Annotated in this window: 25 protein-coding genes and 2 pseudogenes; 15 read left to right on the plus strand and 12 right to left on the minus strand. The window is 36.6% G+C overall.

The window, feature by feature from the left end; all coding sequences use genetic code 11:
* Positions 1-191: 191 nt before the first annotated feature.
* Together RTR43_RS15490 and RTR43_RS15495 are read left to right on the plus strand one after the other, a co-directional pair.
* Positions 192-1,265, plus strand: a complete 1,074-nt coding sequence (locus tag RTR43_RS15490) for an NAD(P)H-dependent flavin oxidoreductase (protein WP_312473134.1) — start codon at positions 192-194, stop codon at positions 1,263-1,265.
* 307 nt (positions 1,266-1,572) lie between these two features.
* Positions 1,573-2,220, plus strand: coding sequence for a phosphatase PAP2 family protein (locus RTR43_RS15495; RefSeq protein ID WP_312473135.1), 648 nt, complete (start codon positions 1,573-1,575; stop codon positions 2,218-2,220).
* A gap of 197 nt (positions 2,221-2,417) precedes the next feature.
* Here the strand turns inward: RTR43_RS15495 and RTR43_RS15500 are convergent, their stop codons facing one another.
* The 4 genes from RTR43_RS15500 to RTR43_RS15515 all read right to left on the minus strand — a co-directional run bounded on the left by RTR43_RS15500 (position 2,418) and on the right by RTR43_RS15515 (position 6,209).
* Positions 2,418-3,086, minus strand: a complete 669-nt coding sequence (locus RTR43_RS15500; protein ID WP_312473136.1) for a DUF2642 domain-containing protein — start codon at positions 3,084-3,086, stop codon at positions 2,418-2,420.
* A 188-nt stretch (positions 3,087-3,274) separates the two neighbouring features.
* Complete coding sequence (locus RTR43_RS15505; RefSeq protein ID WP_312473137.1) at positions 3,275-4,462, minus strand: hypothetical protein; 1,188 nt, start codon at positions 4,460-4,462, stop codon at positions 3,275-3,277.
* 59 nt (positions 4,463-4,521) lie between these two features.
* On the minus strand, positions 4,522-5,010 hold the full coding sequence (locus tag RTR43_RS15510) for a hypothetical protein (protein ID WP_312473138.1): 489 nt from the start codon (positions 5,008-5,010) through the stop codon (positions 4,522-4,524).
* A gap of 611 nt (positions 5,011-5,621) precedes the next feature.
* Positions 5,622-6,209 (minus strand): VanZ family protein, encoded by a 588-nt coding sequence (locus RTR43_RS15515; RefSeq protein WP_312473139.1) that lies wholly within the window; start codon positions 6,207-6,209, stop codon positions 5,622-5,624.
* Positions 6,210-6,363: 154 nt separating this feature from the next.
* Between RTR43_RS15515 and RTR43_RS15520 the strand changes: the two genes are divergently transcribed.
* The 3 genes from RTR43_RS15520 (at position 6,364) to RTR43_RS15530 (ending at position 8,919) form a co-directional block, all read left to right on the plus strand.
* On the plus strand, positions 6,364-6,777 hold the full coding sequence (locus tag RTR43_RS15520; RefSeq protein WP_312473140.1) for a MerR family transcriptional regulator: 414 nt from the start codon (positions 6,364-6,366) through the stop codon (positions 6,775-6,777).
* Between the two features lie 58 nt (positions 6,778-6,835).
* Positions 6,836-8,146, plus strand: coding sequence for a hemolysin family protein (locus RTR43_RS15525; RefSeq protein ID WP_312473141.1), 1,311 nt, complete (start codon positions 6,836-6,838; stop codon positions 8,144-8,146).
* 224 nt (positions 8,147-8,370) lie between these two features.
* Positions 8,371-8,919 carry an NADPH-dependent FMN reductase gene (locus RTR43_RS15530; RefSeq protein ID WP_312473142.1) on the plus strand — a complete coding sequence of 183 codons (549 nt, stop codon included), beginning with the start codon at positions 8,371-8,373 and terminating at the stop codon, positions 8,917-8,919.
* A gap of 222 nt (positions 8,920-9,141) precedes the next feature.
* On the opposite strand, the gene RTR43_RS15535 is transcribed toward RTR43_RS15530, so the two are convergent.
* Positions 9,142-9,570, minus strand: a complete 429-nt coding sequence (locus tag RTR43_RS15535; protein WP_312473143.1) for a YugN family protein — start codon at positions 9,568-9,570, stop codon at positions 9,142-9,144.
* A 157-nt stretch (positions 9,571-9,727) separates the two neighbouring features.
* The gene (locus tag RTR43_RS15540) at positions 9,728-9,850 is read right to left on the minus strand and encodes a hypothetical protein (protein WP_312473144.1); all 123 of its coding nucleotides are present in this window, start codon (positions 9,848-9,850) and stop codon (positions 9,728-9,730) included.
* A gap of 173 nt (positions 9,851-10,023) precedes the next feature.
* Here RTR43_RS15540 and RTR43_RS15545 point away from each other — a divergent pair, with 173 nt between their 5' ends.
* The 3 genes from RTR43_RS15545 (at position 10,024) to RTR43_RS15555 (ending at position 11,766) form a co-directional block, all read left to right on the plus strand.
* Complete coding sequence (locus RTR43_RS15545; protein ID WP_312473145.1) at positions 10,024-10,287, plus strand: transcriptional regulator SplA domain-containing protein; 264 nt, start codon at positions 10,024-10,026, stop codon at positions 10,285-10,287.
* Positions 10,284-11,312: a spore photoproduct lyase gene (gene splB, locus RTR43_RS15550; RefSeq protein WP_312473146.1), complete on the plus strand. Its 1,029-nt coding sequence runs from the start codon at positions 10,284-10,286 to the stop codon at positions 11,310-11,312. Before RTR43_RS15545 ends, splB begins: the two co-directional genes overlap by 4 nt.
* 193 nt (positions 11,313-11,505) lie before the next feature.
* Positions 11,506-11,766, plus strand: a complete 261-nt coding sequence (locus RTR43_RS15555) for a hypothetical protein (protein WP_312473147.1) — start codon at positions 11,506-11,508, stop codon at positions 11,764-11,766.
* A gap of 257 nt (positions 11,767-12,023) precedes the next feature.
* Here the strand turns inward: RTR43_RS15555 and RTR43_RS15560 are convergent, their stop codons facing one another.
* Positions 12,024-12,800 (minus strand): DUF2268 domain-containing putative Zn-dependent protease, encoded by a 777-nt coding sequence (locus RTR43_RS15560; RefSeq protein ID WP_312473148.1) that lies wholly within the window; start codon positions 12,798-12,800, stop codon positions 12,024-12,026.
* A gap of 173 nt (positions 12,801-12,973) precedes the next feature.
* Entirely contained in the window at positions 12,974-13,306 is a 333-nt protein-coding gene (locus RTR43_RS15565) for a hypothetical protein (protein ID WP_312473149.1), read from the minus strand.
* A gap of 298 nt (positions 13,307-13,604) precedes the next feature.
* On the opposite strand from RTR43_RS15565, the pseudogene RTR43_RS15570 reads away from it, so the two are divergent.
* A pseudogene (locus RTR43_RS15570) lies at positions 13,605-13,844 on the plus strand (ATP-binding cassette domain-containing protein); the annotation flags it as partial.
* Positions 13,845-13,914: 70 nt separating this feature from the next.
* On the opposite strand, the gene RTR43_RS15575 reads toward RTR43_RS15570, so the two are convergent.
* The gene (locus tag RTR43_RS15575; protein ID WP_312473150.1) at positions 13,915-15,468 is read right to left on the minus strand and encodes an ABC-F family ATP-binding cassette domain-containing protein; all 1,554 of its coding nucleotides are present in this window, start codon (positions 15,466-15,468) and stop codon (positions 13,915-13,917) included.
* Between the two features lie 305 nt (positions 15,469-15,773).
* On the opposite strand from RTR43_RS15575, the gene RTR43_RS15580 reads away from it, so the two are divergent.
* Positions 15,774-15,962, plus strand: coding sequence for a hypothetical protein (locus tag RTR43_RS15580; protein WP_312473151.1), 189 nt, complete (start codon positions 15,774-15,776; stop codon positions 15,960-15,962).
* Between the two features lie 310 nt (positions 15,963-16,272).
* Complete coding sequence (locus RTR43_RS15585; RefSeq protein WP_312473152.1) at positions 16,273-17,271, plus strand: NAD(P)H-dependent flavin oxidoreductase; 999 nt, start codon at positions 16,273-16,275, stop codon at positions 17,269-17,271.
* Positions 17,272-17,354: 83 nt separating this feature from the next.
* Here the strand turns inward: RTR43_RS15585 and RTR43_RS15590 are convergent, their stop codons facing one another.
* On the minus strand, positions 17,355-17,636 hold the full coding sequence (locus RTR43_RS15590; RefSeq protein ID WP_312473153.1) for a hypothetical protein: 282 nt from the start codon (positions 17,634-17,636) through the stop codon (positions 17,355-17,357).
* A 329-nt stretch (positions 17,637-17,965) separates the two neighbouring features.
* Between RTR43_RS15590 and RTR43_RS15595 the strand changes: the two genes are divergently transcribed.
* The gene (locus tag RTR43_RS15595) at positions 17,966-19,156 is read left to right on the plus strand and encodes a glycine C-acetyltransferase (RefSeq protein WP_312473154.1); all 1,191 of its coding nucleotides are present in this window, start codon (positions 17,966-17,968) and stop codon (positions 19,154-19,156) included.
* A 90-nt stretch (positions 19,157-19,246) separates the two neighbouring features.
* Positions 19,247-20,191: an L-threonine 3-dehydrogenase gene (locus RTR43_RS15600; RefSeq protein WP_312473155.1), complete on the plus strand. Its 945-nt coding sequence runs from the start codon at positions 19,247-19,249 to the stop codon at positions 20,189-20,191.
* A 611-nt stretch (positions 20,192-20,802) separates the two neighbouring features.
* Here the strand turns inward: RTR43_RS15600 and selD are convergent.
* Positions 20,803-21,861: a selenide, water dikinase SelD gene (gene selD / locus RTR43_RS15605; RefSeq protein WP_396954589.1), complete on the minus strand. Its 1,059-nt coding sequence runs from the start codon at positions 21,859-21,861 to the stop codon at positions 20,803-20,805.
* Between the two features lie 194 nt (positions 21,862-22,055).
* On the opposite strand from selD, the pseudogene RTR43_RS15610 reads away from it, so the two are divergent.
* A pseudogene (locus RTR43_RS15610) lies at positions 22,056-22,241 on the plus strand (Rdx family protein); the annotation flags it as partial.
* Positions 22,242-22,337: 96 nt separating this feature from the next.
* Here RTR43_RS15610 and RTR43_RS15615 read toward each other — a convergent pair.
* On the minus strand, positions 22,338-22,736 hold the full coding sequence (locus RTR43_RS15615; RefSeq protein ID WP_312473156.1) for an Hsp20/alpha crystallin family protein: 399 nt from the start codon (positions 22,734-22,736) through the stop codon (positions 22,338-22,340).
* A gap of 104 nt (positions 22,737-22,840) precedes the next feature.
* Here RTR43_RS15615 and selA point away from each other — a divergent pair, with 104 nt between their 5' ends.
* The gene (gene selA, locus RTR43_RS15620) at positions 22,841-24,262 is read left to right on the plus strand and encodes an L-seryl-tRNA(Sec) selenium transferase (protein ID WP_312473157.1); all 1,422 of its coding nucleotides are present in this window, start codon (positions 22,841-22,843) and stop codon (positions 24,260-24,262) included.
* Positions 24,263-24,277: the final 15 nt, after the last annotated feature.

The raw sequence follows: 24,277 nt of genomic DNA on the forward strand, positions 1-24,277 counted from the left end.
AAAAAGAAAAGAGAAACCAATTTGGTTTCTCTTTTCTTTCAGAAGAAGTGTCCACCGATGGAGGACAAATGTCCACGGATGGTGCCTGACACCAAAGCGGTGGTAATGTAAATATATATTTGGAACCTCAACCTAAATAAAGAGGTTTATAATGATGAATATAGAATAAAAAAATAAGGGTGGTGATGAGTATGTGGGAAAATGAGTTAACAAGAGAATTAATAATAAAATATCCAATCATCCAAGCTCCCATGGCGGGAGGGATTACATCGCCTGAATTAGTAGCAGCCGTTTCAAATGCAGGAGGACTCGGTATGATTGGCGCCGGCTATATGAGTCCAAGCCAGCTAAGAAAACAAATTAGCGAAGTACGACAGTTAACGGATTATCCATTTGGAATTAATATATTTATTCCTTCAGAATTTAGAGTTGACTCAGAGAAACTAAATTTAACTAAAGCGATTTTACAGCCGTTTAAGGAAGATTTATTTGTTAAAGAAGAGCCAATCCTCCCAACTTATGAAGGGGATTTAAGCACCTTCCATGAACAGCTGAGTATATTAGTAGAAGAAAAAGTTCCTATTTGTTCATTTACGTTTGGTCTGCCGTCACCAGAAGTGATTGCAAAATTAAAAGAGAAATCGATGGTTTTAATTGGCACCGCTACCACGGTTCAGGAAGCAATCATGAATGAAAATGCCGGAATGGATGCTGTCGTTGTCCAAGGGTCAGAAGCAGGAGGCCATCGAGGTACTTTCCAAGGAGAAGAAAAACAATCTCTAATTGGTTTGATGTCTCTTATTCCTCAAGTTGCCGATGCTATTCGAATACCGATAATTGCTGCAGGGGGAATAATGGACGGAAGAGGAATTATCGCCGCAAAATGCCTTGGAGCCACTGGGGTACAGATGGGGACCGCCTTCCTTGTATGTGAAGAAAGTGGGGCAAACATCCTTCATAAAAACGCCATCATAAAATCATCCGAAAACCAGGTGGTATTAACCAAGGCTTTTTCAGGAAAAATGGCCAGGGGCATAAATAATCGCTTTATTACAGAAATGAGACGATATGAAGAAGACCTCCCCGTTTATCCGTTGCAAAATGAATTGACAAAAGCAATAAGGAAAGCCTCGGCAGCAATAGGAATACCTGAATACATGTCACTTTGGTCAGGCCAAAGCCCAAGAATAGCGAAAAAACTACCTGCCAGTGAACTTGTGAAAAGAATTGTTACCGAGGCCGAAACGTTGCGAGAAAAACTTTAAAACTAATTCCAACAAAACGTTAAGGATATTAGTAAAAAAGATCAAGGGCTGAATCAAAAGTTAAAAAAAACTTAGATTCGGCCCCTACCTTTGCCCCATATGTCCACCGCTCGTGGACAATTCGGGCACACTGTCCACGAGCGGTGCCTGACACCACAATTGTGACACCACTTTTGACAATCAAAAACTTTGGGAAATTTATGTATTCTCAACGTATTTATGGTATTATGAAACGAGTTCGACATTCTTTTCATCTAGTACACTGTCAATATAGGTTTTTTTGTTTTTGAAAAAGGGAGGGACACATGTGAAAAATCTATTAAAAAAGGCTCCCTACTTATTACTTTTGTTGGTGCTTCCGCCTCTGGGTAAAATCTATGAGCTGTTAAATAATCGTTCAGGTAACGCTGTTGATATTTCATCTACAATCGATCAAATCATTCCTTTTTTGTCGATTTTTATCATTCCGTATATCCTTTGGTATGCTTATTTGTTTGTTTATTTAGTATATTTTTGTTTTAAGGATACTAAGGTATATATGAAAACATTATTTTTAATCGTGATAGCCGAGCTAATTTGCTTTGTTATTTACTTCTTTTTTCAGACTACCGTTCCAAGGCCAGCACTTACCGGTAACAATTTCTTAACTGGACTTGTTCAGTGGATTTATCTGAACGACCGCCCAGTTAACTGTTTTCCAAGTATTCATGTGCTTACGACCTTTGCGATCATGCTGGCATCCTTTCATATTAAAAATAAACATCTTGTTACTAATTTTTGTATCCATATTTTTGGGACCTTAATTATCATTTCCACTCTTTTTGTCAAGCAACATGTTATTTTAGATATGATTGGCTCCATGTTTCTTATTACCTTCCTTTATGGCCTTTCATTCGGATTCATTTCATTTCGTGTGGGTGAAAAATCTGATCCAGTTTATTTTAAAAACAAATAGGTTAGTAGTTTAAAGGGTATTCGGGCAACTTTTGTCCGTTTATCCTTTTTTATACTCTTACCCGCAATTTCATTTTTACTTTATGTTCTCAAAATTGAAAAATAAATGGGCATATTAAAAGAGTGTCAATTTTGACACTCTGATTTTGTTTGCTAATAAAAAGCTTGTTTAAAAATCAACTATAAAAATCGTATCATTTATGTCATATGAACAGTTTTGATATTCTGTAAATTAATATAAACAGGATCCTCTTTAGCACTGATTAATTCTACAAAATTATTCTTAATTCCTTGGATTTTACCAATCATATCCTCATTTTCACCTATGTTAAAAATGATTAACTCGCCTATTAATTTTTCGATTTGGACTTCAAATGATCGTGCAAAAGTAATATTACTGGGGTTAACTGGCAGACTGGCGTTGCTTAAACCGTAAGGTCGTTGATGATTTGTGTATGGAATTAACCATTTTAGATGGTTTAGCGAGATAAACATTGTCTTGTAAATAGGGGAGTAAAACACAAAGTAATTGTTCATGATACTAATGATATAACCATGCAGTGCTTGTTTACTAGTTACATAGATTTCTGTAAAAATACCCTTTGCAGATGTTAGGGTTTTCCTTAATGAGATTTCTTCATTATGATTATAAATAGGCGTTGGTTCGTCGTTATTATTAATTTCAGCGATTTCATTCTGTTTTAAAAATATCCAGTTTTGGATATGAACAATGGGGATATAAAGGTAATCATTTCCGTTAAAGACTACCCATATATCACTGCCAATATCAACCAGTAATCCACTAATTAATTTTTTTCCTGAAATGTTTAGTTTAATATATTTCCCTTTCATATTTTTCAAATTCATTTACTACATCCTTTCCTGGCTATTTCTATGTGCAAATAGAGAAGGGCTTAAGTGATTCATTCCTATAAGTATATTAAAATAATAAGGCTTTCTCGGCTCATATTTATAGAGATCTCGTTTCAGAAGGTAAAAAGTGATATGCTTGAACGAATCACAATAATTTCAGCATTAATTTGTAGATATTTCAATTACGATCTAAAAGTTTTTTTAGTTCTGTTTGGCCACCCGGCAAATGGAAAAGTTGGATCGCTTTCACGGGAAACTGGTTCACCAGCAAAGCGGAAACCCCTGGACTCATGCTCTTTTTGTTTCGATAAGCTCTGATTATTTAAGCTACTTTCTTCACTTACAGCTTTTACCTCCTTATTTGTTGTGGGGATTATTGAAGGAGGTGCAGTTTCCATTTTTATTGGCCTGGCTACTTCATTGACTGGTTTTGTTTCCTTCGTTTTCTCGATTGTTTTGTTTATTTTTGGTTCTTCGTTCTTTTCCTCTCTATGTTTCCTTTCATGGTTTGATTTTTTCTTTTCTTTGCTTGATTTTTTCGTTTTGTTGTTCGATATTTTCATATCATTGCTGTTTTTTTTCTTTTCATCAGTAGCTTTTGGGAGTGTCACATCAGTCTTTTGTTTTTTACTTTCTATGTTATTGGTAATGGCTTCAATCGTTGGCTGTGTTACAGCAGTTTCGGTTATTAGTGGCTGTGACCATTCCATATGATCATTATGCTCTTTCACTTTTGCTTGAACCTCCATTTCTTGTTGATATTCAGTTTTTTCAATTTGTGAGGCAGTTTTTGTTTTGTTTTCGGAAGCGTTAAAGGCTTCTTTTATGGATGATTTTACTTTGTTTTCAATTTTATCTTCGGTTTTATGGGTAGAAAAAGTTCCCTTTCCTTTAGCTTCGTTTTCCTTTTTCGTATGTTCTTTTGATACTTCCGACTTTTTTTCCTCTTCTTTAATAACTCCCTTTAAGATGTTAGACACATGTGATAGTTTTATTAATATCCGTTCTTCACCATTTATTAACGTAGCAAAATCAGCATCAATCTCACTTAAAACACCGCTAAACTTCTGTTTATTAACGCTCAATATGCGAACCCAGGAATGTTGAAAGGAATGTAATAGTTCTAATAGGCTCTGGGTTGTTTGAAAATTTGTTTTTGCTTTCTCGGGCTGGAACTGTTTTGTATTTTTGGTGATGGCTTGTATTTGATCAATATTATAATAAAAAATGTATTTATTATCGGTTTCGAGTACGACATGATCTGCTTCCACACCAATCAGTTTCCCATTAAATACTTCTTCACCTACATAAAGATTTACATTAAAGCCTTTTAATAAATCTAAGGCAGCTGAAAATTTATCTCCCCCCATGTAATAACCCTCCTTAAGCGATTATGGGTTGCTCCTCTTATGGAGAAGCGACATATTAGTTATTCGTAATCGTCCTCATAATAATCATTTTCGTAATCATTGTTGTCATCGGAATCTTTTTTTTCAACCTTTAAGCCGTAGCTTATGTTGCGAACGTGTTTCATGGAAAAACGAACCACTTCTTCCTGTACGATGAGAGAAGCGAAATGATTGTTTACATCACTGAGTACACCTTCTAATGATTCCGGTCCGCCGCGATTTATTTTCACCCATTGAAATCTGACCGCTTCTAGAAGCTTCACAAAGTTTTCTGCTGTTTTATAATCAAATTTTTCCGGAACCTTTAATCCGAACTTCATTAGGTCTTTAGAACTTTCCGTAATACTTCTGATATGATTTGTCTTATAGTAAACGACTCCATCGCTTTCTGTTAAAAGGACAAAATAATCTTCAAATACAGCAAGAAGTTTTCCAAGTCTTGATTCTGGGCCTCCCCGATCTACTCTGATTGTTTTGTCCACTAGTTGGTTCATCATCTCTCTATTCATAAAAGTGTATTTACCTCCTTCAATTAAATAAATATATACACTGCATCTATATGTATCATGGGGTGATGTGTACTAATAAAGAAGCGTTTTTTGATGCAATTGGTGAAAAATAGGCACAAATAAGTATATGATAATGAACCATATACTTCGTCTTTCCTTAAATATTCATCAATTGTCGTTTTATATATGCATTTCTATTTTGAATAAATTGAATCATCATATCCTTCTCATGATTCATGACCTCCTCGGTTGTTCAATCCCCCTAAAATTTCATGTTTTTTTAGAATAATATGCGTACAAAGAGTTAAATGTGCAGTATTTAAGATTTTAGAGTTAATTTTAAAAAAATGTATGTCTTTATTAAATCCTGCTCAATTCCCATGAATTAACAAAGCAAAAAATAAATGGAAAGTAGTGGAATTTCGTTATAAGGATTGTCATGGGAGAATTGCTGTCACAAGCACATGAAAATGGCGTTGTTGGATTTCTGGACAATAATTCAGTTGAGTTCAAACTTGGCAAGAAGGGGAGGAAAGGAAAGTGGCTCACAAGGCAGCAGGAGTGAACGTGCAAGCAAAGTAAAAGGATTCATCCGATGATGAGTCCTTTTCTTATTTAGCATGGATTGTTACTGCTTTTTTAAATAAAGGAAAAAATAAATAACCAAGGAAAACTCCTGCTAGATTTAAGATCAGGTCATCAATATCCAAACTACCTCGATGTGTTATTAATTGCATGATTTCAATGAAAGCAATCAGAACCATAGGAATAAATATAAGCTTTAAAGGAGAATAATTCTTCAACAGCAAATAAATACCGTAGGGAATAAATAATCCTACATTGGCAGCTAAATTATAAAACGCAATTAACCAATTTACTTTTCCAGAAAGATAAAAAGAGATTGTAGAAAATGGAATTAGATTCATAGAGTTGTAGCTCTGGTCGTTTGGGCGCAAAAATAACAAAATTAACAGTCCAATCGAGTAAAGAATGAAAAGAGACAAAAATAGCCTATAGGAAATACGAATCGATTCTTTTCTGATTAGTAAAACAAAGAAATAGACCAAAAAGAAGATACAAAACAGCAGAACAGCTAAAACAATTGGGTGGAGGTAAGAAGTTAATCTCCAAAATATTGGGGATAAAGCTAGATAAGTACCCACAGATATGAACAAACTAATCATGATTGATTTTTTCATATTTGTTTTCTCCTCTACAATTTGGATATATCCAGTTTAACACAAATATAGATGAATCAATGTTTATGTATTTGCGTTAAACCAACACGTTGACTGTACGGTTTTATTTATGATATGATATTTTAATAGAGAAGGGGGGGAGTAAGTTGGGAAGTTGTATCGAATTGGTGAAATAGCGAAGTTAATGAATATATCCAAAAGAACAATCGATTATTACACCCTAATGGGCTTACTTAACCCGATTAGAACGGATGCAAATTATCGATTATACGGAGAAGAGTCAATTCAGATATTGGCCTTAATTGAACATTACAAAAATCTGAATATGCCGCTTGAGGAAATTAAGTCTTCTATCGAATTGATCAAATCAGAAAATGGCATTGATAAACAGAAAGCAGAGAAGCATTTTGAGCAAATTGCGATGATCATGAAACATCTTAAAGAGGAAATAAAGGTAATCGAACCAATTTTGCAAAAATTAAGCAATCAACAAAAAGAAATGCTAGTAAACAATTTATCGTCACAAGGAGTTTCATTAGCACAAACATTATTATTACTTTTTAGATAACTAACATGTAAAAAACAGGAGGTGTATTCCTTACTTGAATTATTGAGTAAGGAGACCATTGATCATTATTAATTTGATAACAATAGCAATCTTATTAGCTTTTACAGCATTTTTCGTATCTTACGAATTTGCTATTGTTAAAATCCGCAGTACACGAATTGATCAGCTTATAGCAGAAGGCAACAAGAGTGCAATCGTAGCGAAAACGATTGTGACAAACCTTGATGAATATTTGTCTGCATGTCAATTAGGTATTACGGTTACAGCATTAGGGTTAGGTTGGCTTGGTGAACCAACAGTTGAACACATTCTACACCCGCTTTTGGTTCACATTAACCTGCCAGAATCAGTTTCAAGTGTAGCATCATTTATCCTAGCATTTGCATCGGTAACGTTCATTCACGTTGTGGTTGGGGAACTTGCACCAAAAACGTTCGCAATCCAAAAAGCTGAAACGATAACGTTGATTTTTGCTCGACCGATGATGCTATTTTATAAAATCATGTATCCTTTTATTAAAGCATTAAATGGCTCCGCTCGAATGATTACAGGACTATTTGGTTTGAAGCCTGCTTCTGAACATGAAGTGGCTCACTCTGAAGAAGAACTTCAAATCATTATTTCCGAAAGCTATAAAAGTGGCGAGATCAATCAATCTGAATACAAATATGTGAATAATATCTTTGAATTCGATGATCGAAATGCTAACGAAATTATGGTGCCTCGGACAGAAATTGTCGCTTTTGATATCTCGCAATCATTAGATGAATGTCTGAAAATCGTGACGGAAGAAAATTATACTAGGTACCCTGTCATTGATGGTGAAAAAGATAACATTGTCGGTATGGTTAATATGAAAGAAGTATTTACAGAATATATCAAAGGTAAAAATGTCGAAACCAACATTGAGGAATATGTTCGTCCAGTCGTCCAAGTCATTGAAACGATTCCTATTCATGATTTGTTAGTCAAAATGCAAAAAGATCGTGTTCATATGGCCATTTTAATTGACGAGTATGGCGGAACTGCAGGGTTAGTAACGGTCGAAGATATTTTGGAAGAGATTGTTGGAGAAATTCGTGATGAATTTGATGCGGATGAAGTTCCAGAAATAAATAAAATAGGGCCAAATAAAACGATTGTTGATGGAAAAGTCCTGATTGAAGAAATTAATGATTTGTTAGGATTGGATCTAGACGATTCAGATATAGACACAATCGGTGGATGGATCTTGTCAGAAAAAATGGAAGTTGTCGAAGGCGATAAAATTCAGTACGATGATTATGAGTTTAAGGTTCTTGAAGTCGATGGTTATCATATTATATCGTTAGAAATTGTGAAAATAATGAAACAAGAATCCTGTGCATAATGATACACAAAAAGGATATGGACCTTTTCTCAAATGAAAAGGGCCATATCCTTTTTTTAGTTTATACCACTTTAAGATAAGACAAGACCGTAAACTTACCGAAGATTTGAAATGAAAGTATTGGTGAATCCCATCTTTCGTTAATAAATTCCCGAAGAAGGGATGTGTAAATATTGGACTTTTTAGACAAAATATTATAAAGACCAACTAAGGAGGAAGAAGCAATGGCAAATGAAAAATTAACTATTGGTATTATCTTAGGAAGCACACGTCAAGGCCGTGTAAGTCCACAAGTCGGTGATTGGGTAAAAGGAATTGCTGACAAACGCGGAGATGCAAATTATGAAATCGTTGATATTGCAGAATACAATTTACCGTTCGTATTTACAACGGATGGTTCAGAACCAGGAATTAAAGCTTGGTCAGAAAAACTAACTAGCTTGGATGGATTTGTTTTCATAGCTCAAGAATATAACCACAGTATCACAGGAGCATTAAAAAATGCCCTAGATACAGCACGTGATGAATGGAACAATAAAGCAGCCGGGATTGTAAGCTACGGCTCAACTGGCGGAGCCCGTGCAGCCGAACACTTACGCGGAATTTTTGGTGAGTTACAAGTTGCAGATGTTCGAGTACATCCAACACTATCCCTATTTACTGACTTTGAAAATGGGACAGTTTTCAAACCAGCTGAATTACACCTAAATAATGTGAATGCAATGCTCGATCAAGTGATTGCTTGGAGTGGTGCATTAAAAACGTTGCGATAGATCCAATTTTACGAAAGAAAATGAGAGGAAGTAATAACCCCATCTTTTATTGTGGACTTGATTTATCCATGACAATCTAGTCAATAAATGTATCAAAAAGAGGAAGATTAGGCGAGCAAATTATTTGCTCGCCTTTTAATGAAGTGATAATGGAATAAAATGCAAAATACATCACATTGGAGAACCAGCTATTCCTGTTTTTGTTTCATTGTATCATTGAGATTAAGAGCTTAATAATTCATTCATGGAATTTATTATTTGTTCTATAGTTTCTTCACCAGCTATTTTCCATCTGCTTTTATCTCTTATAAATCCATCTGTATCCAATGGTTCTTGAAATTGATTAATTCCTGTCGTAGCGGTCAGTAATGAGTTTTCATCATAGTCTAACCCAATATTCACTACATGCTTGATAACATAAGGTGTTCCAAACTCAATATAGGCATTAGAATGATCTAAAACACCATCCAAAACATTAAAAGGAATTCTTAAATATATGGTTTCTCCACCTTCCCGCCATAAAACCGCATCGAATTTCCCTTGATCATATTCAAAATTACTACAAAAACTACACCCATAGGAGTTAAACATTTTCCGAACTAGACCAAAATGAGATTTTTTCCCTGTGATATTTGATTGTAATTTGATCATTAGCTTTCACTCCAGTTAGAATTATTTGTTACTATTCTTTACAAAAAAGTGGAAGAAAATACGATAATGATTGTTAATGACAAGAGAGGATGGTGACATACTTGATAGATCTTCTTTTTTAAAAAAGTAAATGGAAAGTAGAGTAATCTTATATGTATTACTCTTCAGGAAAAGAAGTAAAATGCTTTGCAAACTCGGGCATTTTTTGAGTTAACATTCCAATTCCTTCTTTATATTTATTAAGTGCAGCTTCATTAGAATTTCCCGCATCTAATTTCATAGACCATTCAACTCCATTTCTTATCATTATGTATATCCAAGGTTTTTTTGAGCCAAACATATATGTTTAAACCTTTTCCATAATCAAGAAAACATAATTTTAGGAACTAAAGGCAAAATTTTAATAATGAAAAACTTAACCTAGTAAGTTTTATAAAAGGAAAAGGTGATGGAATGGACCAGTATAACGAAAGCCCTACATATAATGCGGGAGATATTGTTTATGTTTTTTACCGAAACCCCCACACTCAGGATGTCGCAAATATACAGGCAGCAGCAGTTGTAAATAACCCTGAGGAACCGAATGAATTAGCTTTGTTTCTGTTTGAAACCTATTATCCACTATCAAATGAAATGGCTATATATTCTACAGAAGAAAAGGCGAACCAAGCCTACAATTACTATTATGGTGATGCTTCAGAGGGGCTACTGAAATGAATAATCCTTTTACACCTAAGCTTGTATATTTTGAACCAAAGGCATTGGATTACCCATTGGGTAAAGAGCTTAAAGAAAAATTCGAAAAATTGGATGTCGAAATTAGGTATACAACTTCCCATAATCAAGTCAGGAATTTGCCTGGTGAAAATGACTTTCAAAGATATCGAGTTGCCAAATCTACACTTGTAGTTGGGATTAGAAAAACACTTAAATTTGATACCTCTAAGCCTTCAGCAGAGTACGCTAATCCATTTGCAACAGGCTGTATGGGGCATTGTCATTATTGCTATTTACAAACAACAATGGGGAGTAAGCCATATATCCGTACATATGTAAATGTGGATGAAATTTTAGATGCTGCCGACAAATATATGGAGGAACGTGCGCCCGAACAGACGAGGTTTGAGGCATCCTGTACATCGGATATTGTGGGGATAGATCACTTGACCCATACATTAAAACGTGCGATAGAACATTTTGGAGAATCAAAGCATGGAAAGTTAAGATTTGTGACAAAATTTCATCATGTCGATCACCTACTTGATGCAAAACATAACGGAAAGACAAGATTTCGATTTAGTGTTAACGCTGATTTCGTGATTAAGAACTTTGAGCCAGGAACTTCACCTTTAGAGAAAAGAATTGAGGCTGCAGGAAAAGTAGCAAGAGCTGGCTACCCACTTGGGTTTATAGTAGCACCGATTTATCTTCATCGAGGATGGGAGGATGGATACTATCATATGTTTGAGCGGTTGGATGCGGAATTGCCTCTTGAAGCCAAAAAGGATTTAACATTTGAGTTTATTCAACATCGGTTTACAAAGCCAGCTAAGAAAGTAATCGAAAAAAACTATCCCATGACAAAATTAGAATTAGATGAAGAGAAGAGAAGATATAAATGGGGGAAATATGGAATTGGAAAGTACATTTATCAGAAAGAGGAAGAAGAGGATCTGAAAAATCGCCTTTTCAGCTACTTGGAGAAATTTTTTCCGAATGCAAAATTGGAATACTTCACATAATAGGATACCCATCCATTTAGTCCCAGTAGCATCATAAATTGAATGACATAGAGCGTATTTGGGCTCTATGCAAATCGAAAAATTAAATCGGAGGTTTTAAATTTCCACTAATACCCTATTACACTTGTCCATTACGATATTTATTTCAATACGTATAATGTCGTATGGTTCATAAGTAATTGGGGGTGAAAAAATGTCAGTTGAACATTTTCATGGATTGTGTCATAGACATATGGGTAGAGCAGTTGAAATCAGAACCCATGACGGGAGAATTCATAGGGGAATCATTCATCGTGTTGCCAACAACAGAGTTTATCTTCAACCATTGGGACGACCTAGAAACCTAGGTGGTTTTGGTTATGGCGGTTGGGGCTGGGGGGGCTGGGGTTTCGGCGCTGGAATCGCGCTTGGTACTATTGCTTCATTAGCTGTACTATCTCTATTCTTTTTTTAGTTCAATTTTATTATATTGAAATGTTAAATGAGTTAAAAGCATAAATCACAAGAACCTTGTTCATCTCCAACAAGAATGAGAAAAACTGTAGGGAGGTGGCTCCTTAGTCTTCTTGGCGCCTCGATGAGCTAGGCGATAGAGTCGGACTCAGATATACTCCATTCAAAGTGATCAACAAACGATAATTTGAATATTTCTTGATCCAAAAAAACAGAGGAGAATTTTTTTTCTTCTGTTTTTTTCGTTTCATACTACTTTTACATAATTTGAGTAATGGTATCTGTATGGATATTTAGTAGATCCTTACTTTTTTTGTTCGTTGCTTCAAGATAATTCTTAACCAAGTAATACCCAACACAATACCCTAACATTTTCGGATAGAAACGTAATCCATACAAGATGTTTTGATGCTTTAGGTCATTTTTTAGAACATTTTTATTTGGGAGCACTATGTTTTTCCACATTTTATTTAGCTCTTCATTGGAATAATACGAGGTCCAAGTAGCTAAGAATTCGTCACCCATTCTTTCACGTACGGCATTTTCAGCTAATCCTTCTAAAATGATTGTGTCCAGCAATACGTAATCCTCTTCGTTTTTTTGAAACTTTGATAACCGACAAACATGGTTATACTCATGTGTAAACAAAGCCCTTATTTCCTTTTCTGTGTTATCCTCTGAAATAAATAAAAATAGTTTATCCTTGAAGGCCAAACCTGATTTTCCGTTAAAGTCCTGTTTTAATTTTCGGTTGTTCTTATCTGATGGAAATATAAAAATGGGGATATTTGGTCCTACCCACACTTCTTGAAGTCGTAGTTTTTCTTCCTCCACAATTTCCCATACTTTATTTATTTGTAACTTTTTCACTTCCTCGTTTCCGTTCCTAAGAGGATGATACATTCCATGTAGAGTTAAGTATTCGTAGATTTCGGAAGCTAGGGCACCCTTAAAGTGTACTTTTAACTTTTCACATATTTCAATTGGTTCATGATATGAATCGTGTAACCACTCATCTGTTCTAATCACACCCATATCCGCACCCCTAACTACATATTTTGTTTAAAATAAATTATGCACTTATCAAATAAACGTTACGAATCTAATTTTTTTATCATCCACGCATCCTTAAAAATTTTTAGATTCCTATCTTTTTTCCTAATAGGGGTACCGTCGGAAAAAGCCTCAATTATCTGACGGTACCCCATTTAGCGGTCTTTATTATTGTAGTCCCAATATCTAAGTGTATCTGTTTTTCCAGTAGGCTCACTTTTTATTACCTTTCCATCTTTATCTTTATAGACTTCGTATTCCTCATATGTCTCTACGATATAACCAGCGACTCTTTCACGCTTCTCTAGTTTTTCTTCCAATTCAGGAATATCACTGGATGGCTCAACATTAACAGGTTGGGCGATAACCGGTTGATCGGCTGTATAGGCATATTTTATATTCAAAAATGAGTACGGTGAATCAAGATAAGCTACAAAACCTAAGGTAACTAAAAGAAAAAAAACACTTGAAAAGATTTTTATTTTCATAATCAGGCTCCTTTATACCAAAATATCCTGTAACCCATTTTATGCATGTCCTTAAAACATATGTATTACAAATTACTGGTTTGTTAATATTACTTCATTATTTATCCTACCATTACCATTTTTATAAAAAAGGTGGGTCTTCTTGTTGCGGATTTATTATCAATAAAACAAATATCTTCCAAACAGCAAATTCTATTTAAGGTTTGCTGTTTTTTAAGGTTCATGTAAGGTTTACATTAAAATGGTGTAAGGTTCAGGGATTATAATCACCTTTGTAGATATACGAGGAGGATAACTGATGAAAACAATCTTACAAGCAAAAAATGTCCAAAAGGTATTTGGTTCTAAGGGAAATCTATATAGAGCGTTAGAAGATATTGATTTGGAAATAAAAGAAGGTGAATTTATTGGAATCTTGGGGCCTTCGGGGGCTGGTAAATCAACCTTACTAAATATTTTTTCCACCATTGATACCCCTTCATCAGGAGATATCATTATCGCAGATCAAAATATTCTGAAAATAGAGGAAGAACAATTAATGGTAGAAGCCAGCAATGCCTGTTTGCTGGCTTCTACCATAGGTGCTTCAGGGGTTTAAAGTCCAGTTTCTATACGGTTTGTTGTGACCATTCTTCGACATTCCATACTTTTGTGACCCAATCCTCATAAAAGTCTGGTTCGTGGCAGACAAGGACAACGGTTCCTTTGTATTCTTTAAGAGCACGTTGCAATTCTGCCTTTGCATCTATATCAAGGTGATTTGTCGGCTCATCGAATAAAATCCAGTTACTTTCCGTCATCATTAGCTTACAAAGACGAACCTTCGCCTGCTCGCCACCACTTAGCTGATTCATTGGACGTGAAATGTGCTCATTCTTCAATCCACAGCGGGCAAGAGCAGCACGGACTTGATGCTGATCCATGGATGGAAAGGCATTCCAGACATCATCAATTGGGGTAATATTTCCTGCTTTTACCTCTTGTTCAAAATAAGAAGGGAAGAGGAAATCACCGCGCTCAACCTTACCATGTAAAGGATCTATTTTACCAAGCATTGTTTTAAGTAGAGTTGATTTACCTACACCATTACAACCGATAATCGCGACTTTTTCGCCGCGCTCTAATGTCATATTCATTTTCGGCAGAAGTGGATGTGAATAACCAATTTCCAAATCATTTGCTTCAAAAACATAGCGACTGCTGCTGCGTGATTCTTTGAAACCGAAGGTAGGCTTCATCGCCGTTTCTGGACGGTCAATCCGTTCCATCCGATCTAATTGCTTTTGACGGCTCTTCGCCCGACCCGTAGTGGAGTACCTTGCTTTATTTTTTGCAATAAAATCTTCTTGTTTTTTGATGAATTCCATTTGTTTTTCATAGGCATTAATATGCTGATTCTTATTGATTTCCGCGAGTTCCAGGAATTTTTCATAGCTTGCCGTATAGCGGGTCAACTTAGAAAATTCCAATTGAAAAATAACATTGGATACAGGATTCATAAATTCCGTATCGTGGGAAATCAGAATAAATGCATATGGGTAATCTTTTAAATAAGAGGTTAACCAACGAATATGCTCAACATCCAAATAGTTTGTCGGCTCATCGAGTAATAAAACTTTTGGTTGTTCCAATAGAAGCTTTGCAAGAAGGACCTTTGTTCGCTGTCCACCGCTAAGGGCTGCGACGTCACGGTCTAAGCCGATTGCATCAAGCCCTAAGCCCCGCGCAGCTTCTTCAATTTTGATATCTAAAGAATAGAAGCCTCCAGCATCCAATGCGTCTTGAATTTCACCCATTTTTTCTAAAAGAACTTCAAGCTCTTCTGGTGTAGCATCAGCCATTTGTGCTGTTACTTCATTTAACTCATTTTCTTTTTCAAAAAGTGGAAGGAAGGCATCACGCAGCACATCTCGCATCGTTTTCCCAGGTGTTAATACAGTGTGCTGATCTAAATAGCCGTAATGAACACTAGGTGTCCATTCCACACGGCCACTATCATGAATTAATTGCCCTGTAATAATATTCATTAAAGTAGACTTTCCAACGCCATTGGCACCGACTAGTCCAACATGGTCCTCAGCTAATAATCGAAAGGAAACATCTTTAAATAAAGTACGGTCTCCGAAAGTATGACTTAAATTTTCAACATTTAATAAGCTCATTTTTATCGTAATCCTCGCTTTGTTCAAGAATTAATACATTATTACATCATACTAGATTTTCGAGGTTTCGACTAGATTTTTAACGAGAAAAATACTGTAAATTAATTGGAAATGCCCTTTTCATCTTCAAAGGTTGAGTGCAAGGAAATTATTGTTGGGTACAATCCTGAGAATATTGGTGCGGAAAAATTGTATCTCAGTTACGGGTTCGTTGGCGTAATTTTTCATTGGATTAATGAATATGTTTAATCATGCTTAAAAGCTTGTACATATAATGTTAAAAATGAATGGAAGGAGTGGATCATTTGGTGGTCAATAAAGATGGTATTTCGATTGGGACCATTTCTGGAGGAACTGTCAACTTTGGTGGAGCTGTTACAGTTGCTCCAATATCGATAACAAAAACGATCACTGGTTCTGCCCCCACGAAAACTTTTAATTTTGTTACTCCATTCCAACAAAGTGTAGCTAGTTTACTAGACGAAATCAGATAGTGTTTAGAATAGTCCTGTCTGATTTTTTACATAAATAGATTAAAATGCATTTAAGCTTTGTGAAGTTTGGGTTGGGTTGATAACTTTCCCAATTGAAATTTCGTTTGATTTATTTTTAGAAGTTGATTGACCAAGCCGATATAAATTCTCTGAAACGTTAAATTATGAATAATGTACTTTTTGCGTAAATGGAAACATACCTATTACCACTTATTACAGTTTATGAAAATGATTGAATGTTCATTCATTTTCAGTTACTATTAAAGAGTATAGTGTATTCAGAAAATTCTAAACCACGAGGTGAGAGATTATGAAGAAGTCGATTCCTGATCATTGGTATAGTCAATTGAAAATGCCCGTTATTGTTGCCCCAATGTTTCTGGTGTCAGGCACTGAGTTAGTTAAACATTGCTGCTTGAACGGGGTCATAGGTTCTTTTCCTGCCCCCAATGCCAGACCAATTGAGGTTCTTGATCAATGGATGGGACATTTGAATGCTGAGCTTGAGGCAGCTCGAGCAAAAGATTCAAACCAGAAAATAGCTCCGTGGGCAATGAATATGGTTGTACATAGCTCTTACAGCCGCCTTCAAGATGAATTAGAGTTAATTAAGAAACACAAGCCACAGTTAGTGATCACTTCATTAGGTAGTCCAAAACATGTTGTTGATATTGTTCATGAGTATGGAGGCCTTGTTTTTTCAGATGTCAGTGACTTGAAATTTGCAAAGAAAGCGGCAGCAGCTGGTGTCGATGGGTTAATTTTAGTAGCCAACGGTGCCGGGGGCCATGCCGGCCAAATCAATAGCTTTGCATTTGTTGATATGGTCCGGACTTTCTGGGATGGAATCATCATCCTTGCAGGTTCCATCTCAACGGGTAAGGGAATACTAGCAGCACAAGCCGCCGGAGCAGATTTTGCCTATATGGGAACACGATTTATTGTAGCCACTGAAAGCATGGCAAATGATGAATATCGCGAAATGTTAGTTGAGGCAACACAAGAAGACATTGTTTTAACAGATGCTTTCTCAGGTATCATGTGCAATATGTTAAAGCCTAGTATTGTAAAAGCGGGACTTGACCCTAATCAATTGGTAAAAAAGGATCAAGTGAATTTTGATAATATGCAAAAAGAAACAAATGCAAAGGCCTGGCGAGATATTTGGTCCGCCGGCCATGGTGTCGGGGCTATTGACCGGATTGAAACTACTGCTGATATTGTTAACCGTTTGGAACATGAGTATCAGGAGGCACTGGAAAAGATCAATCATCATGCAGCAAAATTTAGCTCAGTTAACGTGAACTAATTGAGTGTCTGCATGCTGCATGACTAGCTGAAAAAATCATTTTGAAAAAATAACGAACCACTTCCCATATGAGGATTGGTTCGTTATTTTTTCTGTTTTGGAACTAATTTAATGACTTTATAGCCTGGCTTTATTTTTACCCGTTTTGTTTCCTTCTCTGTTTGAATCTGATAAATTGTGTGTTTTTTGGGCTCATGTTCTATCTGATCAATCTTATTAATTGTTTCATTCCGAAAATATTTTTGGATTTTTTTTATTTGTTTATCTTGTTTTTCACCATATAACAAATCATATGTAAAAATTAACAAGTATACGAATATTGCACCGATGATGGTGGTATAAAGAAGCGAATATATAAACGACACGAGCGACATCCTTTCTTTTCTCTTTCAGAGTATAATTTATTATACCGTTTTTTCATTTAAAGAATAGTAATTCAATTCATATCATTATTCAACTAGCTCTTTTTAGCAAATATCCTAATTTCGAATTGGGTAATCTAAGAATGAAGAAAAATATTTTTCATCACTTTGTCCACGAGGTATGAACAATTTTGAAAATATATGATAAAGTATACTTTGAGAATCCTACTGTACTGCCGTTTAATTAGAATTCGAGTGTCCGCGTACCAAGGACAAATGTTTCTTTTAAAACGACATTACCAGGTTAAGACGAATTAAGGGGGAATATGAACGTGTCCAGTAACATATTGGAAAATTTTTTAAATGAAAATCTTGAAGATTTAAAGGGCAAAGGTCTTTATAATGTCATCGATCCGCTAGAAAGCGCAAATGGACCAGTTATTAAGATTAATGGCAGAGAACTAGTCAATTTATCTTCCAATAACTATTTAGGACTTGCCACCGATGATCGTCTAAAAAAAGCAGCTACTGACGCCATTGAAAAATATGGTGTGGGTGCAGGTGCTGTTCGCACCATCAATGGTACCCTCAAGCTTCATGTCGAATTAGAAGAGAAATTAGCTGAATTCAAACATACCGAAGCAGCCATTGCGTACCAATCAGGTTTTAATTGTAACATGGCGGCCATTTCAGCAGTAATGGATAAAAATGATGCCATTTTATCTGATGAATTAAACCATGCATCGATTATCGACGGTTGCAGGCTATCAAAAGCAAAAATCATCCGTGTCAATCACTCCGATATGGAAGATTTACGTGCAAAAGCAAAAGAAGCAAAAGAGTCCGGTCTTTACAATAAGATAATGGTAATTACCGATGGCGTATTTTCAATGGATGGGGATATCGCGTTACTACCGGAAATCGTCAAGATTGCTGAGGAATTTGATTTAATTACATATGTTGATGATGCCCATGGCTCCGGTGTTCTTGGTGATGGAGCTGGGACCGTTAAGCATTTCGGGCTTTCTGATAAAATTGATTTCCAAATCGGAACGCTCTCAAAAGCAATTGGTGTAGTTGGTGGCTATGTTGCAGGAAAGAAAAATTTAATTGACTGGTTAAAAGTCCGCAGCCGCCCGTTCCTTTTCTCAACATCGTTAACACCAGCAGATGTGGCAGCAAGCAAGAAGTCTATCGAGATTTTGATGGAAAGTACAGAGCTTAACAAAAAATTATGGGATAATGGCAACTATCTGAAAAAAGGCTTAAAGGATTTAGGTTTTAATATCGGCAATAGTGAAACACCGATTACTCCATGTATCATTGGTGACGAATCCTTAACCCAGCAATTTAGCAAACGTTTGAATGAAGAGGGGGTATACGCGAAGGCGATTGTATTCCCAACCGTTCCACAAGGGACTGGACGTGTTCGTAATATGCCAACAGCTGCACATACAAAAGAAATGCTTGATCAAGCCATTGCGATTTACGAAAAAGTCGGCAAGGAAATGGGCGTTATTTAATCAATAAGCAGAGACATTCTGGACGATAAGCTAACACCCCTATAAAGAAAGCCAGAATTATTTAGCATAAGTGAAGAGGACGGAGAAACGATGAAACGTATATTAATCACAGGAGCTTTAGGGCAAATTGGATCTGAATTAACCTTAAAGCTAAGAGACATCTATGGCACAGATAATGTTATTGCAACAGATATAAAAAAGAATAACAGTGAAGCAGCGCTAAGTGGTCCGTTTGAAACAGTAGATGTGACTGATTTAAACCAAATGGTGGAGACAGCCAAAAAATACAATGTTGATACAGTCATGCATTTAGCCGCGCTTCTTTCGGCAACAGCCGAAGCAAAGCCCGTATTTGCCTGGAATTTAAATATGGGTGGACTGATGAATGGACTTGAAACAGCTAGAGAGTTAAATGCGCAATTTTTCACTCCAAGCTCTATCGGCGCCTTTGGTCCATCAACTCCAAAGGATCAGACTCCACAGGACACGATTATGCGTCCAACCACTATGTACGGAGTCAACAAGGTAGCGGGGGAATTATTGGCTGACTACTATTTCCATAAGTTTGACGTCGACACTCGAGGATTACGGTTCCCAGGCTTAATCTCCTATGTTGCACTGCCAGGCGGTGGAACTACGGATTATGCTGTTGAAATTTACTATGAAGCTGTCAAGAATGGCAAATATGCCTCGTACATTGATAAAGGCACCTACATGGATATGATGTACATGCCGGATGCTTTGAATGCCATCGTTGATTTAATGGAGGCCGATTCAGCCAAATTGCAGCACCGGAATTCTTTTAATGTCACAGCGATGAGCTTTGATCCAGAAGAAATTGCTGCGAGTATCGCGAAGTATGTTCCAGGATTTGAAATATCCTATGATGTTGATCCTGCTCGTCAAAAAATTGCCGATAGCTGGCCAAATTCAATTGATGCTCGTGCGGCAAAAGAGGAATGGGGCTTTAAATTCGAGTATAATTTAGATCGAATGACGAAGGATATGCTTGAAAAACTCCGTCAGAAACTATAATTGGATGAATCCTGGACCAAAATGGTTCAGGATTTTTTCATGTTCATCCTACTATTATTTTCTAATGCACCTTTAAGGGGGGAGGATTTGTGAAAAAGTCGATGTAGAGGGGTTCAACTTGGGCTTACGGGGTGGAAATCTGTGAAAAAGTCGATGTAGCGGGGTTTTACTTAGGCTTTGGCGGTGGAAATTTGTGAAAAGGCCGATGTAGAGGGGTTCTACTTAGGCTTTTGGGGTGGAAATCTGTGAAAAAGTCGATGTAGAGGTGTTCTAGGTAGACTTTCGGGGTGGAAATCTGTGAAAAAGTCGATGTAGAGGGGTTCAACTTGGGCTTACGGGGTGGAAATCTGTGGAAAGGTCGATGTAGAGGGCTTCTACTTAGGCTTTTGGGGTGGGAATTGTTGAAAAGGTCGATGTAGAAGGGGTTCTACGCTTTATCGGCGAGTTGAAATGGTTTATCAGCGACTATGTAACTTTTATCAGCGACTTTTGTGATATATCAGCGAGTTGAAGGGTAATGGTCAGATCGTCCTTACATTTCAAAAAAAGCAACCATCTTTGAAAAAAACGCCTTAAAAAAAGGAACAGCAAAGCCGCTATAGCTTCGCTGTTTATCTTTTTACATATATAAGTTTCTCTTTTTTCTCGGTAACGCGTCCAATGATTGAGGTATAGACTAATCCATTAGATTGTAATCGGTCTACATAATTACCGGCTTCCTCTTCACTAAGCGATACAAGGAGTCCTCCCGAGGTAATCGCATCACAAAGGACAAGTTGTTCTTCTGGAAGAATATCGTCCTCATAGGCAACGTCATCCCGTAACCAATTATGGTTGGACTTAGACCCTCCTGGAACCACGCCATTTTTGGCTAAATCAAATGTTCCTTCTAGAATTGGTACTTTGCTCAATGAAATTTCAAAGCTCACCCCACTACCACGGGCCATTTCACTACCATGTCCAAGCAAGCCAAATCCGGTTACATCTGTGACAGAATGAGGATGATAATTAGTTAGCACCTCTGCTGCTGTTTTATTCAGCATTGCCATCGTTTCGGTTACGATTTGCTCCTGCTCTGGTGTTACTACACTTCTTTTGATCCCGGTTGTCAGGATGCCCACACCAATTGGTTTAGTCAATACAAGAACATCCCCTGGTTCTGCACCAACATTTTTCCATACTTTATCGGGATGAACAATTCCTGTTACGGAAAGTCCAAATTTAGGTTCTTGATCATCTATTGAATGACCGCCAACAGTAATCGCACCCGCTTCTTTTACTTTATCCGCTGCACCGCGTAGTATTTCGGAAAGCATTTCCGCTCCGAGTTTCTTTATGGGGTAACCAACAATATTTAATACAGTTTTCGGTTCGCCACCCATGGCATAGACATCACTTAATGCGTTTGCCGCTGTAATTTGGCCAAACATATATGGATCATCCACGATTGGGGTAAAGTAGTCAACGGTTTGGATTAGTGCTATGGAATCGGTTAAACGATAAACCCCAGCATCATCTGATGTATCAAGTCCCACTATTAATTCAGGAACAGGTTCTTGTTTTGGTAATAAGCGCAATACTTGCGCCAGGTCCTCTGGACCAATTTTGCAGCCTCAACCAGCTTTTGTAGATAATGAGGTCAGGCGAATTTTTTCTTTTTCACTCAACATGTCCACCTCCATTTTATTAGTATAACTCTTCCAGAATAAATCCGCACTAATCGTGCAGAATATTTGCTGAACAAGAGGGGGATAGGATAAAATGTTTTTACTATCACGGTGTAGAAAAGGACTTTTTTAGGAGGATATTTATGAAGACCTACCATATAATTGTCGAATTTTGCATGCAATGAAACTATTCATCAAAGGCTGCGAGTTTCGCAGAGGAGTTATTTAACCATTTTTATCGAAATATTCAAAAGTTAGAGCTGATTCCTTGTTCAGGGGGCGCGTTCGAAGTGACAGTTAATGGGGAGAAAATATACTCTAAGCTTGACACAGGCATTTTTCCGAATACAGAAGAAATGATTGAAATTATTTCTTCAAAATAAGATAAAGCCTCATACCGATTTAGGTTATGAGGCATTAATGTTTTCAATAATATTGTTATGTAAACCGACTAAGAAAAAAATGTATCATAATTAACTTTAAGGAAGCGTAATAAATCTATTTGTTCCTAATCCCTTTTCTGTCTTTGAAATAAACACCTCTAGAATTCCATTTAAAAAAGTTGCGGTTACGTCTTGTTTAATTATCTGAAAGGGGAAATCAATTGAACGAATCCGTTTCTGATCCTTTGGGGAAGGGGAGGATTTTGAAGCTGAAATTATTAATTTTTTTTCTTCTATATATACCTTTATTTCCGATGCCTCAAACTCACTTAGAATGGCTTCAACAATCCATTCCTTTTCTGTCTCATAAAGATCAATTTGAAATTGAGTCAGATCATTATAGGCTGTGAGCGGATCGAGAAAATAGTCCTCTAACCACTTTTCCACTAAATCAAAATCAAAAGTCTGGTTTTGAAGCGGTTTCTTTTTTATCATATTCAATCCCCCTTGCACGTTTCATTTTATTCATTCAGACATAAAACGTGAAACTGATATGATATAATGGGGCAAAAGAAGGATTAGTGAAGGAGTTTTTGCTTGTGAAAGAATGGCTACGTTCAATTCCAGCTGTCCATGAACTTCAAAATCATGGTACATTTTTGTCTTTACTAGAAGAGAGTAATCTTGATCATACACAGCTAACCAAGCAGTTAAAAGAAGTGGTTGATCATATTAGGGATGCAATCATAAATGATAAATGGACAGGTAGTGTTCCTGGTACAAACCATTTTATTGAAGATTTATTTTTGATGTTAAAAGCTAATTTGAAAAAACAGTTTTCCTATACGATTGAAAAAGTAATTAATGCGACGGGAACGATTTTACATACCAATCTGGGTAGGGCTAGGTTAAGTGAAAATGCCATTAATCATGTGGTTGAAACGGCACGAAACTATTCGAACCTTGAATATAAGCTAAATGAAGGGGAACGCGGTTCAAGACATAGTCATGTAGAAGCATTAATTAAAGAAATCACCGGTGCCGAGGCTGCCATGGTTGTCAATAATAATGCGTCTGCGGTTTACCTTGTTTTAAGGGCATTTGCTAAAAATAAAGAGGTCATTGTATCAAGGGGGCAGCTTGTTGAAATCGGCGGGTCTTTTCGTATCTCTTCCATTATGGAGGAAAGCGGTGCATCACTTATAGAAGTGGGAACAACCAATAAAACACATCTGTACGATTATGAGAAAGCAGTGACCCCAGAAACTGCGATTGTCATGAAGGTCCATACCAGTAATTTTAAGGTCATCGGTTTCACAAAATCTGTTGAAACAGAAGAACTTATTGATTTAACCCAAAAGCTCGATGATGTCATTTTTTATGAAGACCTCGGAAGCGGTGCCCTATACGACTTTAGAAGGCATGGAATTGGTGAAGAACCAGTCGTGAAAGAGGTTATAGAAATGGGAGCAGACGTTATTACCTTTAGTGGTGACAAGCTCCTCGGCGGTCCACAAGCAGGAATTATCGCTGGAAAAAAAGAAATCATTGACCTGTTGAAAAAACATCAGTTAGCAAGAGTGGTCCGCGTCGATAAGATGACCTTAGCTGCACTTGAAGGAACGTTAATCGACTATGCCCGCGGCGAAAACGCGATACGGAATATCCCTACCGTACGTGATTTATTAGTTTCTATTAATGAATTAGACGAAAGGTCGAGAGTTTTCGTTGCAAACTTGTTACAAAAAACAAACAGCTATCAAGTGAATATAGTTCCTGATTCAAGCCAAGTGGGTGGGGGAACGATGCCTGATGTCGTGCTGCCAACAAAGGTTATAGCGTTAAAACATGATTCGTTAACGGCGGTACAGCTAAGCAGGAAATTACGTACAGAATCGAAACCGGCTATTATCGCGCGCATCCAAAAAGATGAGTATATTATTGATCTCAGGACGGTAACTCCAGAAGAAGAAAATCATATACTTGATTCGTTAATCCATGTGAACCTTGAGAGGATTTAATTCTAGCAGCTCCAG

Origin of the sequence: Neobacillus sp. (assembly GCF_031988165.1) — a bacterium.
Classification (GTDB): domain Bacteria; phylum Bacillota; class Bacilli; order Bacillales; family Cytobacillaceae; genus Neobacillus; species Neobacillus rhizosphaerae.

What these genes read in the sequence shown, in the direction of transcription:
- RTR43_RS15575 (WP_312473150.1), bottom strand. Translation starts at nt 15,468, where the DNA reads ATGAGCTTATTAAATGTTGAAAATTTAAGTCATACTTTCGGAGACCGT.
- RTR43_RS15545 (WP_312473145.1), top strand. Translation starts at nt 10,024, where the DNA reads ATGGACCAGTATAACGAAAGCCCTACATATAATGCGGGAGATATTGTT.
- RTR43_RS15505 (WP_312473137.1), bottom strand. Translation starts at nt 4,462, where the DNA reads ATGGGGGGAGATAAATTTTCAGCTGCCTTAGATTTATTAAAAGGCTTT.
- RTR43_RS15535 (WP_312473143.1), bottom strand. Translation starts at nt 9,570, where the DNA reads ATGATCAAATTACAATCAAATATCACAGGGAAAAAATCTCATTTTGGT.
- RTR43_RS15515 (WP_312473139.1), bottom strand. Translation starts at nt 6,209, where the DNA reads ATGAAAAAATCAATCATGATTAGTTTGTTCATATCTGTGGGTACTTAT.
- RTR43_RS15600 (WP_312473155.1), top strand. Translation starts at nt 19,247, where the DNA reads ATGAAACGTATATTAATCACAGGAGCTTTAGGGCAAATTGGATCTGAA.
- RTR43_RS15555 (WP_312473147.1), top strand. Translation starts at nt 11,506, where the DNA reads ATGTCAGTTGAACATTTTCATGGATTGTGTCATAGACATATGGGTAGA.
- splB (WP_312473146.1), top strand. Translation starts at nt 10,284, where the DNA reads ATGAATAATCCTTTTACACCTAAGCTTGTATATTTTGAACCAAAGGCA.
- RTR43_RS15585 (WP_312473152.1), top strand. Translation starts at nt 16,273, where the DNA reads ATGAAGAAGTCGATTCCTGATCATTGGTATAGTCAATTGAAAATGCCC.
- RTR43_RS15490 (WP_312473134.1), top strand. Translation starts at nt 192, where the DNA reads ATGTGGGAAAATGAGTTAACAAGAGAATTAATAATAAAATATCCAATC.
- RTR43_RS15540 (WP_312473144.1), bottom strand. Translation starts at nt 9,850, where the DNA reads ATGAAATTAGATGCGGGAAATTCTAATGAAGCTGCACTTAATAAATAT.
- RTR43_RS15615 (WP_312473156.1), bottom strand. Translation starts at nt 22,736, where the DNA reads ATGATAAAAAAGAAACCGCTTCAAAACCAGACTTTTGATTTTGATTTA.
- RTR43_RS15500 (WP_312473136.1), bottom strand. Translation starts at nt 3,086, where the DNA reads ATGAATTTGAAAAATATGAAAGGGAAATATATTAAACTAAACATTTCA.
- RTR43_RS15560 (WP_312473148.1), bottom strand. Translation starts at nt 12,800, where the DNA reads ATGGGTGTGATTAGAACAGATGAGTGGTTACACGATTCATATCATGAA.
- RTR43_RS15530 (WP_312473142.1), top strand. Translation starts at nt 8,371, where the DNA reads ATGGCAAATGAAAAATTAACTATTGGTATTATCTTAGGAAGCACACGT.
- RTR43_RS15510 (WP_312473138.1), bottom strand. Translation starts at nt 5,010, where the DNA reads ATGAATAGAGAGATGATGAACCAACTAGTGGACAAAACAATCAGAGTA.
- RTR43_RS15565 (WP_312473149.1), bottom strand. Translation starts at nt 13,306, where the DNA reads ATGAAAATAAAAATCTTTTCAAGTGTTTTTTTTCTTTTAGTTACCTTA.